Here is a 16,008-nt window from a genome sequence, read left to right on the forward strand (position 1 = left end):
TCGCGCGCAAGGAACGACCCTACCATAATCCGGGCGCAATCGTCACGAGTGGGCGAAGACGGCACACGCAACTCATACTCGGCCACTACTATGCCAACGGTAGACCTCGTACGTAGGAGACAGTGTGGGAATTCTTGACAAATTTGAACGGGGGCTGGAGCGCGCCTTCAATGGCGCGTTTGCCAAGACGTTCAAATCTGGCCTGCAGCCTGTCGAAATCGTCGCCGCGCTCAAGCGCGAATGCGACACGCGCGCCTCGATCGTGTCGCGCGAACGCATCCTCGTTCCAAACCGCTTTCACGTCATCGTCTCGCCCGCCGACTACGACCGCCTCGGGGGACTCGGCGACTCGCTCACCGGCACCCTCGTGCAAGAGATTGAGCAGCACGCGAGCCGCCAGCACTATCAGTTCGCGGGCGGCCTCTCGGTGAAGCTGCTGCAAGACGACACGCTCAGCGAGGGCCAGCTCAACATCGAGTCGCGCAGCGTCGAGGGCCGCGTCGACTGGACCCCCGTGCTCGACGTCAACGGCCGCCGCTACACCCTGCACCAGGGCAGCAACGTGATCGGCCGCGGCAGCGATGCCGACATCACGATCGACGACGGCGGGGCATCGCGCCGCCACGCCGAAGTGGTGTGGGACGGCCAGCGCGCCGGCGTGCGCGACCTCGGCTCGACCAACGGCACCAAACTCAACGCTCGACGTGTCTCGCAATCGGCACTCGACTCCGGCTCGCTCATCGAGATCGGCCGCACCCAGCTCTATTTCCAGGTGGTGCCACAAGCCTCACCGAGCGATGACACGGGCTATCTGCAACGACCAGGAGGCATGCAATGAGCGGCGAACTTACCCTGCTGGTGCTGCGCCTGGTGTTCCTGGCGATCATGTGGATCTTCATCTTCTCGATCATCTACGCCCTGCGCAGCGACCTCTTCGGCTCGCGCTCGCGCGACTACCAGCGCGCGATGGAGCAGTCGCGGCAGCAGGGCACGGCCCCGCAGCCGCAGCCCGTTCCCGCAGCCGCGCCCGCGCAGCAGCAGGCCGCTCCTGCCCAGCAGCAGCGCCCCCCGCAGGCACAACAGCAGCCACAACAGCAGGGCCCGATCGCGTTCGAGAAGGTCGTGCTCACCTCCGGCCCGCGCCGCGGCACCGAGATCAAGCTCAGCGACCAGCCGCTGCTCATCGGCCGCTCCCCCGACGCAGACCTGCGCATCCAGGACGACTACACGTCAACCCGCCACGCCCGCCTGCTCAAGTGGAACGACACGTGGATGGTGCAGGACCTCGATTCGACCAACGGCACGTACGTCAACGACGAGCGCGTTTCCCAGCCCGTAGAAATTCGCCGGGGCACCGTTGTGCGAATCGGCACGACCACCTTTGAGCTTCGCTAATGCCGCAGATCGTACGCGCCGGCGCGGTGTCGCACGTGGGCCGAGTCCGGTCGAACAACCAGGACTCGGGCCTCATCGGCAAGCACATTTACGGCGTTGCCGACGGGATGGGCGGCCACGCGGGCGGTGACGTCGCGTCCTCCATCGCGGTCAAGTTCCTCGCCGAGCACGACGTGCAGTTCACCTCGGTCTCGGAGGCACAGGAGGGCCTGACGGCACTCCTCCACGAGGCGAACGAGCTCATCGTCGACGCCGCACGCACCCACTCCGAACTCAAGGGCATGGGCACAACCGCCGACGTCATCACGCGCATCGGCGACGAAATGGTCATCGGCCACATCGGCGACTCGCGCGTCTACCGCTACCACTCGGGCGAGCTCAAACAGGTGACGGTCGACCACACCTTCGTGCAGCGCCTCGTCGACGCCGGCCGCATCACGCCCGAAGAGGCGCTCGTGCACCCGCGCCGCTCGGTGCTCATGCGTGTGCTCGGCGACGTCGAGACGGCGCCCGACGTCGACACCTACGTCGTGCCGGCCGTCGACGGCGACCGCTGGTTACTCTGTTCCGACGGCCTCTCGAGCTACGTCGACGAAACCCAGATCGCCGAGGTGCTCGCGCGCAAGGTCGAATCGTCCCGCGAGGTCGGCGACGACCTCGTGCAGCTCGCGCTCGACAACGGCGCCCCCGACAACGTCACCGTCGTCGTGCTCGAGATCGGCGAGAAGCCGCTCGAGAGCATCAAGCCCAAGGTCGTCGGCGCCGCCGTCAACCCGATGCGCTACGCCTCGAACGCGCCGAAGCGCGTCAAGCGACTGCTGCCCGACGTGTTGCAGTCGCGGCGCAAGCTCGCGGCCCGGCCCGAGAACGAAGAGTTCGCGGCCCCGACCGACGAGATGTTCAACCGCATCCTCGCCGAGGAAAAGCGCTTCCGCCTGATGCGGCGCATCACCTGGTCGGCGGCGGTCGTGATGCTCATCGCGGTTATGGTCGGCGCGAGCGCCCTCGTGTACAGCTGGACGCAAACGCGCTACTACGTCGGCGAATACAACGGCAACGTCGCGATCTACCAGGGGGTCAACGCGAACATCGGCTCGTTCGAACTCTCTGAGGTCATCGACGAAACCGACCTCTCGGTCGACGACCTGAACCCCTACCAGCGTTCGCAGGTTACCGGCACGATCGCCTTCGCCACGCTCGCCGAGGCACAGGACCTCGTCGAACGGCTCAGCAACGGCACGGCCCCCACCCAGCCCGACGAGGAGGCGACGCCGGTTCCGACGAGCACGCCTCCGCCAAGCCCGACCTCCTCCGCCACCGCATCCGCCACGTCCGGAGGTGAGTAGCGATGACCGCACCGACCCAGACCACCGGCCGCCGCGAACGACGCCAGGGCTTGCGCAACATGGAGCTCGGCTTCCTCGTTGTGGCCTACATCATCGTGCTCGGCGCGCTGCTGCAGGTGCAGCTCGGCGTCAACGGCACGTTCGATTGGCACGTCGTCACACTGTTCGGCGCGCTGCTCGTGCTGACGCTTGGGGTGCACATCGTGCTGCGCTTCCGGGCACCCCGCGCCGACCCGTTCCTGTTACCGCTTGCAACGACGATCAACGGCCTCGGCATCACGATGATCTACCGGCTCGACCTTGCCGATAACCCCGAGCATCCGGGCACCCAAGCGATCTCGCAGATCGTCTACACGGGCCTCGCGATCGCCATCGCCATCGCGGTGCTCATCGCGCTGCGCAACCACCGCGTCCTGCAGCGGTACACCTACCTGTTCGGCGCTGTGTCGCTGATCCTGCTTGTGCTGCCGCTTATCCCCGGCCTCGCCGCCACCGGTGCGAACGCCCGCGTGTGGATCTCGGTCGGCCCCTTCAACTTCCAGCCCGGTGAAATCGCGAAAATCACCCTCGCAATCTTCTTCGCGGGTTACCTCGTCACGGCGCGCGACTCGCTCTCGATGGTGAGCCGCAAGTTCCTCGGCCTGCGCCTGCCGCGGATGCGCGACCTCGGCCCGATCCTCATCGTCTGGGCCTTCTGCATGGGCGTGCTCGTGTTCCAGCGCGACCTCGGTACCTCGCTGCTCTACTTCGGTCTGTTCCTCGTGATGATCTTCGTCTCGACCGGCCGCATCTCGTGGGTCATCATCGGCCTGCTGCTGTTCCTCGGCGGCGGCACCGTCGCGGCCATGAACATGAGCTACGTCGGCAATCGCATCTACGCTTGGCTCCACCCGTTCGACGACGCGCTCTACCAAGCCGACGGCGGCAGCTACCAGCTCGTGCAGGGCCTGTTCGGACTCGGCAACGGCGGCATCATCGGCACCGGCCTCGGCCAGGGGCGCCCCGACCTCACCCCGCTCGCCGAGAGCGACTTCATCATCTCGGCGCTCGGCGAGGAGCTCGGCCTCGCGGGCCTCTTCGCGATTCTCGCGATGTACCTGATCATCGTCGCCCGCGGCCTGCGCATCGGCCACCTCGGCGGCGACGACTTTGGTCGCCTGCTCGCGACGGGCCTTTCGTTCGTCATCGGGTTGCAGGTGTTTATCGTTATTGGTGGTGTGACGCGTGTGATTCCGCTCACGGGTCTCACCGCGCCCTTCCTCGCGGCGGGTGGTTCGAGTCTCGTGGCCAACTGGATCATCATTGCGATCCTGCTCCGGCTGAGCGACACGATCCGCAGCAGCCAGGTCGGCGCCACCGCCACCGAGATGTACGCCAACAACCAGATACCAAACCGAGAGGGGGCATCCGCATGAGTAAGAACATTCGCGCCATTGGCATCATCCTGCTCGCGATGTTCCTCGCGCTGTTCGGCTCGTCGACGTACATCCAGGTCTTCCAGGCCCCCCAGCTGGCCGCAGACGGCCGCAATACGCGCGTGCTCCTCGCGAGCTACGAGACGCAGCGCGGGCCGATCCTCATCGACGGCACCCCGATCGTGCAGTCGGAGGCCGACGGCACGCAGTACAAGTACCAGCGCGTCTACGAGAACGGCCCTCTCTACGCGCCGATCACCGGCTATTACTCGGCCAACCAGGGCGCGACCGGCCTCGAGTCGGCGATGAACGCCGAACTCTCGGGCCGCTCCGACTCGCAGTTCTTCACGAGCCTGCAGGCGATGTTCACGGGCAGCTCGCCCGCCGGCGCGGCCGTCGAGGTGACGATCGACCCGGATGCGCAGCAGGCGGCCTGGGATGCGCTCGGCGACATGCAGGGCGCGGTCATCGCCATCGACCCCGAAACCGGCGCGATTCTTGCGATGGTGTCGAAGCCGTCGTACGACCCGAACTCGCTCGCGACACACGACGACCAAGAGGTCATCGACGCGTATAACTCGCTGCTCAACGACCCCTCGAACCCGCTCTTCAACCGCGCGATCGCCGGCAACCTCAACCCGCCCGGCTCGGTCTTCAAGATTGTCGTCGCGGCGGCGGCCCTCGAGGCGGGCATCGTCGAACCCGACACCGACCTCGACAACCCCACCGAGTGGGAGCTGCCCGGGTCGAGCTCGGTCATCTACAACCCCTCGCACGGCGCCAAGTGCGGCAGCGGCGAGAAGACCAACCTGAAGACCGCCCTCGAGCTGTCGTGCAACATTCCGTTCGCGCAGCTCGCGGTGAAGCTCGGCGACGAGAAGATCCGCGACATGGCGGAGGCGTTCGGGTTCAACGACAGCTTCGAGATTCCGATGGAGTCGACACCGTCGCAGTACCCGACCGAAGAGCTCGACGACGCGCAGACCGCGCTGACCGGCTTCGGCCAGTTCGACGTGCGCGCAACGCCCCTGCAGATGGCGATGGTCTCGGCCGCCATCTCGAACGGCGGCGAACTCATGAACCCGACGGTCGTCGACAGCGTGCTCACGCCGAACCTCGACGAGATTCAGGGGCCGCAGGTGAGCAGCTACGGCACGCCGATCTCGCAAGAGACGGCCGAGAAGCTCACCGACATGATGCAGGGTAGCGTCAGCGAAGGCGCCGCAACCAACGCGGCGATCGCGGGCATCGACGTGGCGGGCAAGACGGGTACGGCGCAGAACGGTGAGGGCGAGGCGTACTCGCTCTGGTTCACCGGCTTCGCCGAATCGAATGGACAGCAGGTAGCGGTCGCGGTCGTTTTGGAAGACGGCGGCGGCATGGGACAAAGCGGGACCGGAAACGGACTGGCGGCATCAATTGGAGCAGCAGTGATTAAGGCGGTGCTTGGGGTATGAGGCCTGCACACGGAGTCACCTTCGGTAATCGGTACCAACTCGGTAACCGCATTGCCATCGGCGGTATGGGCGAGGTGTGGGAAGCCACCGACCTCGTCATCGGTCGCCAAGTCGCCATCAAGATCCTCAAGGACGAGTACATGGGCGACCCCGGCTTCCTCGAGCGTTTCCGCGCCGAGGCGCGGCACGCTGCGCTCGTGAACCACGAGGGCATCGCCAACGTCTACGACTACGGCGAGGAGAACGGCTCGGCCTACCTCGTCATGGAGCTTGTGCCCGGCGAGGCGCTCTCGACGATCCTCGAGCGGGAGCGCGTGCTGCCGCCCGACCAGGTGATGGACATCGTCTCGCAGACCGCGGCCGCCCTGGGTGCCGCGCACCGCGCCGGCCTCGTGCACCGCGACATCAAGCCCGGCAACCTGCTCATCACGCCTGACCACCGCGTGAAGATCACCGACTTCGGCATCGCGCGCATCGCCGACCAGGTGCCGCTCACCGCGACCGGCCAGGTCATGGGCACGGTGCAGTACCTCTCGCCAGAGCAGGCCTCCGGTCACGCGGCGACGCCGTCGACCGACATCTACTCGCTCGGCATCGTCGCGTACGAGTCGCTCGCCGGCCGCCGCCCGTTCACGGGTGAATCGCAGGTCGCGATCGCGATGTCGCACATCAACGACGCGCCGCCGCCCCTGCCGGTGACGGTGCCCGAGCCGGTGCGCAACCTCGTCATCTCGGCGATCTCAAAGGATCCGAAGGATCGCCCCGAGTCGGCGGCCGCATTCGCGCGTGCCTCAGCCGCGCTCCGCGACGGCGACGTGCAGCGCGCGGCCCAGGCCGTTCCCGCCGTGCTCGGCGTCGGCACCGCGACCGCGCCGCTCGACCAGACCCAGCTGCTCGGCAACGACCAGCAGTCGACGACGGTGCTTGGCGCGCCGCAACAGTCGACGCAGCAATACAGCCCTTTCGACGAGCTCATGGGCCAGAACGCTCAGGGCTCGCAGGTCGCGACGACCGATTCTGATGAGGACGAGAACAAGGAGGAGAAGGAGAAGAAGCCGGGCAACTGGCGTTGGATCCTCATCGCCGCCCTCGTGCTGCTCGCCCTCGCGCTCGGCCTGCTCGGCTTCGCGCTGCTGCAGAACAACGGCGACGAGACCACGCCGACGTCCACGGCGACGCAGAGTGAGACGCCCGAGCCGACTCCGACCGAAACCCAGGCCGAGGCCGAGACAGTCTCGATCTCGTCGAGCCAGTTCGTCGGTATGAGCTATGACGACGCAGCCGCCGAACTGACCAGCCTCGGCCTCAACCCTGTGAAGGTCGACGGTCAGTCTGCCCAGAGCCAGAGCGATGTCGACACCGTCATCAGCGTTAACCCGACCGGCAACCTCACCGTCGGCGACGAAGTGCAGGTCACGGTCTACACCGACGTCGCGGCGGTCGACAGCGGCCCCTCGAACGGCCCCACCCTCACGCAGAACGGCACCGACCTCGTCGTCGAGTGGAGCTCGTTCGACGGTCAGTGCCCTCCCGGCCAGTCGGTCTCGGGCTACACCGTGACCCTCACCTGGACCGGCGGTGACGCCGGCGCGACCCCCTACACCCAGGGTGCCTCGTCGACATCAATGACCACGACTATCCCGAGCGGAGCGACGGCGGTGACAGCCTCGTACCAGCCCGAGTGCTCGTCGTCGGATGTGCCGACCTCTCCCGAGACGTCGCTCGACCTTGACCAGCAGGATGACTCGCAGCAGCAGCTGCCGACCACCGATCCGACGCCCGGCAACGGCAACGGCAACGGNATTAAGCGCCCGATCGTGCTGCGCGGCCCCGGCGGATGCGCGGGGTCGATACACTGGGCAGTCTGTAGAGATCGGCGGCAGCCGTTCCACCGGTAACCCGGTGCCACCAATACTGAGGAGTTCAGCAAGTGATCCAGGGAGAACGCACTCTCGCTGGCCGCTACCAGATCGGACGGCGCATTGGCCGCGGCGGAATGGCCGAGGTCTACGCAGCGACTGATGAACGCCTCGGTCGGCACGTCGCGGTCAAACTCCTCCACACGAACCTCGCGGGCGAATCCTCGTTCCGGAGCCGCTTTCGCCAGGAGGCGCAGGCAGCGGCGCGCATGACGCACCCGACCATCGTGCGCGTGTTCGACGCGGGCGAGGACACCTTCGTGCGCNACGGCTTCGAGATCGTCGTGCCGTACATCGTCATGGAGTACATCGACGGCAAGCAGCTCGGCGACATCATGGCCGAGGAGCCCCTCAGCGACGAAAAGGTCAAGAAGTACATGTCGGGGCTGCTCACATCGCTCGAGTACTCCCACCGCGCCGGCGTCGTGCATCGCGACATCAAGCCGGCGAACGTCATGGTCACGACGGCCGACGAGGTCAAGGTCACCGACTTCGGTATCGCCCGGGCCATCTCCGACACCGCGGGAACGATCGCGCAGACGACCGCGATTCTCGGCACCGCATCCTACTTTTCGCCCGAGCAGGCTCGCGGCGAGACCGTCGACGGTCGCAGCGACCTCTACTCGGCCGGCATCGTGCTCTACGAGATGCTCACGGGACGCGTGCCATTTCAGGGCGATTCGGCTGTGGCCGTCGCCTACCAGCACGTCACCGAGCCGCCTCGCCGCGCGAGCGAGCTAAGCTCGCGCGTGACCCCGGCGCTGGATGCGGTGGTCACCAAGGCGCTCGCGAAGCGCGCCGACGACCGCTACCAGACCGCCGCCGAGTTCCGCACCGACCTGCAGAACGCGTTCAAGGGCATCGCCCCCGCGTACACGCGCTCGGCCGCCGAAGAGTCGGCCACCACGCAGCTGTTCGGTGCCGGCCCGACCGCGATCGACGCGACCGAGTCGGCCCTCAACTCGATGAACGAGGACGACGACCGCGCCCCGCAGGTGCAGCGCCGTCCCCCGGCCATGTGGATCTGGGGCGCCGTCACCCTCGTGGCGGCCGTCCTCATCGGCGTGCTGCTCTGGGTGCTGCTGCTGCAGCCCATGACGCTGCCCGAGACCAGCGCATCCGTGCCGAACGTCGTCGGCATGACCGAGGAGGAGGCCACCGCCTCGATCGAAGACGTGGGACTCACCGCCCGGGTGGAGCATGCCGCGAGCGATGACGTGCCCGCGGGCGAGGTCATCTCGCAGTCGCCGCCCGAGGGCTCGAGCGTCGCGCTCGACACCACTGTGACAATCACGATCTCGTCCGGACCAGATGCGATCGGCGTGCCCTCCCTCGAGGGCATGTCCGAGTCGGAGGCGAAGGCGGCCCTCGAGGACGTCGGGCTCACGCTCGGCACCATCATTAACGAGGACTCCCCCGACGTGCCCGCCCACCAGGTCATCCGCAGCGAACCGAGCGCGAACACCGAGGTCGAGCCCGGCTCGAAGGTGAACGTCTACGTCTCGAGCGGCAACGTGAGCCTGCCCGACGTGCGCGGGCAGTCGCTCGCCGACGCCGAGACGCAGCTCACCGACCTCGGCCTCACCCCGGTGCGCCAGGAACTCCCGACCTGCGAGGCGCAGGACGGCAGCCCCGTCGTGAACATGTCGGTAGCTCCGGGCCCCGTCGCCCAGGGCAGCGAAGTCAGCCTCAGCTACTGCACCGGAAGCGCCCCTGCGCCTGAACCCGAACCGAGCGACGACAGCGGCGACACCGGGGACTCGGGCGACACGACCGACGACAGTGGCAACAACGGGAACGGCAATAACGGAAACGACAATAACGGCATCGGCAACCGCTAGGTCGCCGCTAACTGCCGGTTAGAACCCCGAGGCCGACCGTAACGTCCTGCGGCGTCAGGAAGGTCTGGTCGATCCAGGGGAACAGCCACAGCACGCACGCCGCGAGCACCGCGGCGATGACCACGAGCATGAACAGCAGTTTCACCGGCCACGGGCCGGGAAATGCTCGCCAGAGCGCTCCGTACAATTCCGTCTCCTATTCGCGGCCGGTGTCTTGGCCGTCGTTCTGGTTTCGCGCGTTCACGACGTCGGCGATCTCGTCGGGCGCACCGTCGGCGCGCGGCGTGAACTCGACAAACACTGAGTACGAGACGGCGCGCTCCGCGACCGAGTAGATCGGGTTGCAGGTCATCATGAGCAGGATGCGGTCGTCGCTCTGCTCGTCGGGGTAGCGAGGCACGTCCGAGAGGATCGACACCTCGTACGGGTCGACGTACTCGCCCGAGCGGTACTCGTACTCGTACCAGCCGTCGACCGTCTCGACGTAGGCGTGGTCGCCGACCTGCAGGTTCGGGATGTTCTGCATCGGCGCGCCGTACGCGAGCCGGTGGCCGGCGACGGCGAAGTTGCCAATCGCGCCCGGCGCATCCGAGTTCATGTAGTAGCCGACATACTGGTCGAGCACGCCGTACTGCGTGATGTCGGTCGCGATCGTGCGCGAGTAGTCGGCGCCGAAGGCCGGCACGTAGAGCACCGCGAACGGCTCGGCGGAGTCAGTCGGCGTGGTGCGCACCGGAATACCCTGGTCGTCGTCGGGCGCCGGCGCGTCGGTATAGTTCTTCTCGAACTCCTGGCTGAGCTCGCTACCGGCCGAGTTCTGCTCGTTGCCCTGAATGACGTCGTTGAGCCAGTACTTCCAGCCCATGAACGCGAGCGTGCCGAGGCCGGCCGTGAGCAAGAGCTCACCAAGCACTCCGGTGACGGTGATGCGCTGCGCTCGCTTTCGCCGCTGCTCCTTGCGTGAACGTCTCGTGGCGTCAGGTGCGGGCGAAGTCATGCGCGCAATTCTAGACGGCTAGAATGCCATCATGCCCAACGAGACTCCCAAGGCCGGTCACGACTACGAGCTGACCGACGACATCATCGAGGTTCACGACGAAGACCTCGAGGACGAGGTCGACGACGCTGCTGGCAGCGACGAGGCAGATGAGCCTGAGGACGACGAAGCTGAAGACGACGACGAAGACGACGACNGACGCTGCAACGGCGGCGGGTGCGACCAAGCGCAAGAAGGCCGCGAAGAAGCCGCTGACGAAGGACGAGCTGCGCGCCGAAGAGAAGCGCAAGAAGCGCGCCGAGCGCGAGCGCATCGAGCGCTCGAAGCAGATCGCTGCCGAGGCCCGCGGCAAGAAGTACGAGCCGAAAGGCTCCGCCAAGAAGAAGCCCAGCGACGGCAAGCCGCTCACGAAGGAGCAGGAGCGCACCGCCGCCGCGGCCCAGAGCCGTGCCGCCGAGGGCAACCCCGTCTGGTTCAAGCCGATCATGTTCGGCTTCCTACTGCTCGGCTTTATCTGGATCCTCGTGTACTACATGTCTTCGGGCCGCGCCCCCGTCGGCGCGCTCGGCGACTGGAACATTCTCATCGGCTTCGGCATCGCGCTTGTGGGCTTCTTGATGATGTCGAACTGGAAATAGCTGCCCGGGCGCATCCATACCTGTGAAGTTATCCACAGCTTATGCACCGGTGTGGAGAATTACACGGTTGTAACTACATGACTGTAGTTATCCCCAAGATGTGGATTGATCTGGGGATAAGTCGCTAGAGCAGCATGCCGACGAGCGGCGGAATCGCGAGGCAGAGCACGCCCACGACGAGCTGCAACCAGAGGCCGAGCGTCGGCCATTGGCGCCGACCGTTCTTAATCTTGCCGGGTTTCTTCCGGCCGCGATCGATGTCGAGCAGCGTGAGCGAGCCGCAGATGAGGCCAACCACGAGCCCGCCGACGTGCGCCTGCCAAGAGATGCCCGGATTAATGAACGAGATCGCGACGTTGATGCCGATGAGCACGAGCATCGACGTGACGTCCTGGCCCGTCTTGCGCAGCACGAGGAACCACGCCGCAAACAGGCCGAAGACGGCGCCGGATGCGCCAATCACCCAGCTGCTCGGGGCAAGCAGTGCAACGGCGAGCGAGCCGCCGAGGGCGGACACCACATACAGCGTCGCGAACCGCAGCGAGCCGATAAGCGGCTCGAGGGCGCGGCCGAAGATCCACAGCGTCAGCGTGTTCATCGCGAGGTGGAGGAACGAGCCGTGCAGGAATGCCGAGGTGAGCATCCGCCAGGGCTCGAAGGCGAGCTGGCCGTTCGGGTAGTAGTGCCGCCCGTCGGTGAACTGCGGCGAGTACGAGCCGTATGTGTCAATGAAGTCGGTGCCGAACTGGCGCGTCAGCCACTGCAGCATGCCGACCAGGACGATGAGGCCCATGAGCGTGTATGTGACAGGGCTGCCGCTGCCAATGAGGCGGCTGCGGAGCTGGCCGAAGCGGCCGCCGGCCGCTCGCACCCGCTGCTTCGAGTGCATCCGCTGCTGTTCGCGCACGCGACCATGCTGCTCGGCGAGGCACTCGGGACAAATGACGCCGACCGGCGCCTGAGTCTGGCATTCCGGGCAAATCGTGCGGCCACATCGCTGACAGAGCACGAAGCTCTGCCGATCGGAATGGCGGTAGCAGCAGTTGTCGGAGCCGGATTCAGGAGCGCCGGCCGGCGTTGAGGTCATGAAATGCCTGGGGAGGGAGGCGACTCGGGAGCCTAGAGGCTCTCGATGTCGACCGAGTTGATCACGACGTCCTCGAGCGGCTTGTCGCGGCCGTCGGTCTGCACGGCCTCGATGGCGTCGACAACCTGCTTCGAGGCATCGTCGGCGACCTCACCGAAGATGGTGTGCTTGCCCTGTAGCCAGGTGGTGGGCACCGTGGTGATAAAGAACTGCGAGCCGTTCGTGCCGCGGCCCGCGATCTTGCCGGCGTTCGCCATGGCGAGGATGTAGGGCTTCGTGAAGTCGAGCTCGGGGTGAATCTCGTCGTCGAAGTTGAAGCCGGGGCCGCCGCTGCCGGTGCCGGTGCGGTCGCCGCCCTGCAGCATGAACTGCTTGATGATGCGGTGGAAGGCCACGCCGTCGTAGAAGGGCTCTTCCTTGGTTTCGCCGGTGACCGGGTCGGTCCACTCGAGCTCGCCGGTGGCGAGTGAGGTGATGATCTTGACCGTGTTCGGCGCGTGGTTGCCGAAGAGGTTCAGCTTGATGTCGCCGAGGGTGGTGTGCAGCGTCATGACTGCGGTTGCGTTCGTCATGCGTTCATCTTTTCATAGCGGCCTTTGGCCTGGGTGTGTGGTCGGGCCGACTCAGGAAACAGCGACCAACGCATGACAAGATACCTAGGAACGCACAGGATGCGTGCGAACGCGTAATCGTGAACGCCGGAGGATAAAAATGGCACTTTCTCGCAAGAACAAGCGCAAGGTCAACCGACTGCGTAAGGACGCCGACCGCCTCTGGTCGGAGCAGCAGGCAGTGTTTGCCAAGGTGCGCGACCTGGCTGGTCGCGCGGGTGACGAAGCCCGCGTCTATGCCGACAAAGAGATCGCTCCCGTCATTCGCAAGAAGGTCGACAAGGACCTCCGCCCGGCATTTGACCGCGGCGTGAAGCAGGGCCGCCGGGCACTGTCGGGTGCGAACGAGCAGTTCCAACACCGGGTGCTCCCCGCCGTCGCCCAAGTGGGCGGCAACGTGACGGGCGCCGTGCGCGAGTTCGTCGACAACAACCAGACCCTGCAGACCGTGCAGGCGAAGGCCCAGGACTTCGGCAAGAATGCCGCGGCCAACGTCGAAAAGGTGCAGGCCCGCGTGGCCAAGGAACAGAAGAAGCTCGAGAAGCAGGCGAAGAAGGATGCGAAGTCGGGCCCCGGTGTTGGCGGCTGGTTCCTCATCGGCGCCGGCGTCGCCGCCGTTGCCGCGGTGGGCTACGCGCTCTGGCAGACCTTCCGCGCTGACGACGACCTCTGGATCGCCGACGAGGAGCTCGACGCTCCCGTGAAGACGGTCTCGAACGACTAGTCGCTCAACACAGCAACGCGGCCGCCCACTNTGAGGCCTAGTCTTCTTCGGACTGCTCGACCGCGTCGTCGTCGACCTCGATCGGCGTCGCCGCCTTGCGCTTCGGCCCGCCGAGGCCCTCGAGGTGCCCGTTGCGGGGGCGCTCGTGGTAAAGCCGCATCGCGACGCGCACGAGCGACACCGTCTGCAACGACTTCACCTCGCGCAGGTCGAACCAGCGGGCCTCGTCAGTCGTGCCGTTCTCTTCAGCGCGCAGCTCGCCGCCGATGACGGTCGCGAGGTAGACGATGCGCACGTTCTGCAGCGGCGTCTCGGTCGGGCGGCCCTTGCGGCGCTTGTTGCGGCCGTTGACGATGATCGAGTCGACGCCGAGCAGCTGGTCGATCGAGGCGTGGTAGCCCGTTTCTTCCCAGATCTCGCGCACCGCGGCGTCGTGCGGATCCTCGCCCGCCTCGATGCCTCCGCCGGGCAGCGTCCAGCCCGAACGACCGCGAGAATTCCAGTGTGCGAGCAGAATCTGCCCGTCACGCACAATCACGCCGTATGCGCCGACTCGGAATCGCACCTGGACTCCTTTCGACGCGAACATGGCACCCGCAGCCCTCTGCGGTACAACTTGCAAGTTTACGTGGCGCGCAGCAACCACGACCTGAGGGACTCTACAGGGTGCAAGACTCGAACTCGCACGCAAAGTTAGACTCCCCGCAGCAGCTCACCGACGAGCACGAGTTCATGGAGGCAAAGACGCAATGACCACGACGACGACCCTCGCAGGCAAAACCATCCTCATGTCCGGCGGCAGCCGCGGCATCGGCCTCGCGATCGCGAAGCGCGCCGCCCAGGACGGCGCGAACGTTGCCATCATCGCGAAGACCGACCAGGCGCATCCGAAGCTCGAGGGCACCGTGCACACGGCCGCCGACGAGATTCGCGCGTCCGGCGCCGAGGCCGGGGCGAAGGCCCTCGCCATCGTCGGCGACGTGCGCGACGAGGCGTCGGTGCAGGATGCGGTGAGCGCGACCGTCGCGGAATTCGGTGGCATCGACATCGTTGTGAACAACGCCTCGGCGATCAATCTTGGTGGTTCGGCACTAATCGACATGAAGCGCTTCGACCTCATGCACGACATCAACACGCGCGGCACGTTCCTGCTCACGCGCACCGCGCTGCAGTACCTGCGCACCTCCGAGGACCCGCGCATCCTCACCCTGTCGCCGCCCCTCAATCTCTCCGAGAAGTGGCTCGGCGCCTACCCCGCCTACATGCTCGCGAAGTACGGCATGACCCTCGCGACGCTCGGCATCGGCGCCGAGACGCACATCCCCGCCACCGCCCTGTGGCCGCGCACGACGATTCAGACCGCCGCGGTGCTGAACATTCTCGGCGGCGAAGAGGTCTACCGCCGCTCGCGCACCGTCGAGCTCTACTCAGACGCGGCGCACGCGGTGCTCACGGCACCCGGCGACACGGTGGCTGGCCAGGCGCTACTTTGCGAGGACGTGCTCGAGGCGGCTGGCGTTACCGACTTCTCGCAGTACTCCCCCGGCACCGACGAGGTCGAACTGCACCCCGACGCCTTCGTCGACTAAGTGCGGGCGGCCCGCGCGAGGGTCTCAGAGGGCGCCTCGGCAAAGATTTCCCGGTACCGCTGCGCAAACCTCCCAAGGTGCACGAAGCCGTTCGCGATGGCGACGTCACGTACCGTGGCGCTCGATCCCGCCTCGAGTTCACGACGCACCCGGTGCATCCGATCGATGCGCTGGTACACGAGCGGAGTGACACCGAGGCGGCGCCGAAACGCGAGCTGCAACGCCCGGCCTGTCACACCAGTGATGGCCGCGAGCGCGTCGACCGAGAGGGGCGCGCCAACCATCGAAGCGATAGCCTCGCGCGCTTGGTCGACGATATCGGCGGGGATGGGGAATCGCGACTCGGCGTCGTCGCAGGTGTCGCGCACCATGAGCGCGATAAACCCACCGATCGTGCGCTCGGAATAGTATCGGGCGAGCCCAGCATCCACCTCGTGCCCCGTCGTCGGAAGGCGCATTACGCCGCGCACGAATTCGAGCCATCTGCGGCCCGGACCATCACCAACGTCGAGCGAGGTTGGCACGCCCTCGGGGTCGAAGGGCACGTCGCCCCAGTACCGCACCACGGCGCGCTCAACGATGTCGCGACGCATCTTGACGCCGAGCATGACGCTCGGTCGATGCCACCCGTGAATCGCGACGGGCACGTGCAGGCCGTTCACCTGTGCCCGCGCCGAAGTGACCGGCACCCGGTCGTCACCGCCAACGGAGATGCGAAGGTTACCGAGCAGTGACGCGTTGACCTGATAGTCGTTCTGGTGCTCGGCCTGTGTCTCGATCACGATTCCAGTCGAGTAGCGCAGCGTGCCCACCGTGGTGCCGGGCAGCAGCATCGACTTGTAGTTCATCGTGAACTGCTGCCCGCCACGCAGCGGCGTGAGGGTGTGCGGGTACCAAATCTGTTCGCCGATCGCCCGGGCGTGATCGACGTCTGATGCGGTATTGCGTACCTCGAGCGGCAACGAGGTCGACCCGGTCATCTGCGACCT

At 66.3% G+C, this 16,008-nt stretch carries 16 protein-coding genes; 10 read left to right on the forward strand and 6 right to left on the reverse strand.

Going from position 1 to position 16,008, the window contains the following annotated elements; genetic code table 11:
• Window positions 1-124: 124 nt before the first annotated feature.
• The 7 genes from ID132_RS09450 (at window position 125) to pknB (ending at window position 9,373) form a co-directional block, all read left to right on the forward strand.
• Window positions 125-838 (forward strand): FhaA domain-containing protein, encoded by a 714-nt coding sequence (locus ID132_RS09450; protein WP_125106507.1) that lies wholly within the window; start codon window positions 125-127, stop codon window positions 836-838.
• A complete protein-coding gene (locus ID132_RS09455) occupies window positions 835-1,395 on the forward strand; it encodes an FHA domain-containing protein FhaB/FipA (RefSeq protein WP_125106508.1) in 561 nt (186 codons plus the stop codon). Before ID132_RS09450 ends, ID132_RS09455 begins: the two co-directional genes overlap by 4 nt.
• Window positions 1,395-2,741, forward strand: a complete 1,347-nt coding sequence (locus ID132_RS09460; RefSeq protein WP_193128460.1) for a PP2C family protein-serine/threonine phosphatase — start codon at window positions 1,395-1,397, stop codon at window positions 2,739-2,741. Before ID132_RS09455 ends, ID132_RS09460 begins: the two co-directional genes overlap by 1 nt.
• Window positions 2,742-2,743: 2 nt before the next feature.
• Window positions 2,744-4,156 carry an FtsW/RodA/SpoVE family cell cycle protein gene (locus ID132_RS09465; RefSeq protein ID WP_193128461.1) on the forward strand — a complete coding sequence of 471 codons (1,413 nt, stop codon included), beginning with the start codon at window positions 2,744-2,746 and terminating at the stop codon, window positions 4,154-4,156.
• On the forward strand, window positions 4,153-5,613 hold the full coding sequence (locus tag ID132_RS09470; RefSeq protein ID WP_125106511.1) for a peptidoglycan D,D-transpeptidase FtsI family protein: 1,461 nt from the start codon (window positions 4,153-4,155) through the stop codon (window positions 5,611-5,613). The genes ID132_RS09465 and ID132_RS09470 overlap by 4 nt, the downstream gene beginning before the upstream one ends.
• Window positions 5,610-7,511: a serine/threonine-protein kinase gene (locus ID132_RS09475; RefSeq protein WP_193128462.1), complete on the forward strand. Its 1,902-nt coding sequence runs from the start codon at window positions 5,610-5,612 to the stop codon at window positions 7,509-7,511. The genes ID132_RS09470 and ID132_RS09475 overlap by 4 nt, the downstream gene beginning before the upstream one ends.
• 32 nt (window positions 7,512-7,543) lie before the next feature.
• Window positions 7,544-9,373, forward strand: a complete 1,830-nt coding sequence (gene pknB, locus ID132_RS09480) for a Stk1 family PASTA domain-containing Ser/Thr kinase (RefSeq protein WP_328744102.1) — start codon at window positions 7,544-7,546, stop codon at window positions 9,371-9,373.
• Window positions 9,374-9,380: 7 nt separating this feature from the next.
• Here pknB and ID132_RS09485 read toward each other — a convergent pair whose 3' ends face one another.
• Together ID132_RS09485 and ID132_RS09490 are read right to left on the reverse strand one after the other, a co-directional pair.
• Complete coding sequence (locus ID132_RS09485; RefSeq protein ID WP_125106513.1) at window positions 9,381-9,560, reverse strand: hypothetical protein; 180 nt, start codon at window positions 9,558-9,560, stop codon at window positions 9,381-9,383.
• A gap of 9 nt (window positions 9,561-9,569) precedes the next feature.
• Window positions 9,570-10,370 carry a class E sortase gene (locus ID132_RS09490; RefSeq protein ID WP_125106514.1) on the reverse strand — a complete coding sequence of 267 codons (801 nt, stop codon included), beginning with the start codon at window positions 10,368-10,370 and terminating at the stop codon, window positions 9,570-9,572.
• A gap of 149 nt (window positions 10,371-10,519) precedes the next feature.
• Between ID132_RS09490 and ID132_RS14450 the strand changes: the two genes are divergently transcribed.
• Window positions 10,520-11,008, forward strand: coding sequence for a cell division protein CrgA (locus ID132_RS14450; RefSeq protein WP_211198373.1), 489 nt, complete (start codon window positions 10,520-10,522; stop codon window positions 11,006-11,008).
• Window positions 11,009-11,132: 124 nt separating this feature from the next.
• Here ID132_RS14450 and ID132_RS09500 read toward each other — a convergent pair whose 3' ends face one another.
• Complete coding sequence (locus ID132_RS09500) at window positions 11,133-11,915, reverse strand: rhomboid family intramembrane serine protease (RefSeq protein WP_328744106.1); 783 nt, start codon at window positions 11,913-11,915, stop codon at window positions 11,133-11,135.
• Window positions 11,916-12,127: 212 nt separating this feature from the next.
• Window positions 12,128-12,667 (reverse strand): peptidylprolyl isomerase, encoded by a 540-nt coding sequence (locus ID132_RS09505; protein WP_125106516.1) that lies wholly within the window; start codon window positions 12,665-12,667, stop codon window positions 12,128-12,130.
• Between the two features lie 139 nt (window positions 12,668-12,806).
• On the opposite strand from ID132_RS09505, the gene ID132_RS09510 reads away from it, so the two are divergent.
• On the forward strand, window positions 12,807-13,430 hold the full coding sequence (locus tag ID132_RS09510; protein WP_125106517.1) for a hypothetical protein: 624 nt from the start codon (window positions 12,807-12,809) through the stop codon (window positions 13,428-13,430).
• Window positions 13,431-13,467: 37 nt separating this feature from the next.
• Here the strand turns inward: ID132_RS09510 and ID132_RS09515 are convergent, their stop codons facing one another.
• Window positions 13,468-13,995 (reverse strand): NUDIX domain-containing protein, encoded by a 528-nt coding sequence (locus ID132_RS09515; RefSeq protein ID WP_125106518.1) that lies wholly within the window; start codon window positions 13,993-13,995, stop codon window positions 13,468-13,470.
• A gap of 184 nt (window positions 13,996-14,179) precedes the next feature.
• Here ID132_RS09515 and ID132_RS09520 point away from each other — a divergent pair, with 184 nt between their 5' ends.
• A complete protein-coding gene (locus ID132_RS09520; RefSeq protein WP_125106519.1) occupies window positions 14,180-15,019 on the forward strand; it encodes an SDR family oxidoreductase in 840 nt (279 codons plus the stop codon).
• Here ID132_RS09520 and ID132_RS09525 read toward each other — a convergent pair.
• The gene (locus ID132_RS09525; RefSeq protein ID WP_193128465.1) at window positions 15,016-15,999 is read right to left on the reverse strand and encodes an AraC family transcriptional regulator; all 984 of its coding nucleotides are present in this window, start codon (window positions 15,997-15,999) and stop codon (window positions 15,016-15,018) included. The genes ID132_RS09520 and ID132_RS09525 overlap by 4 nt on opposite strands.
• Window positions 16,000-16,008 lie beyond the last annotated feature (9 nt).

Origin of the sequence: Gulosibacter sediminis (genome assembly GCF_014904065.1) — a bacterium.
GTDB lineage: Bacteria > Actinomycetota > Actinomycetes > Actinomycetales > Microbacteriaceae > Gulosibacter > Gulosibacter sediminis.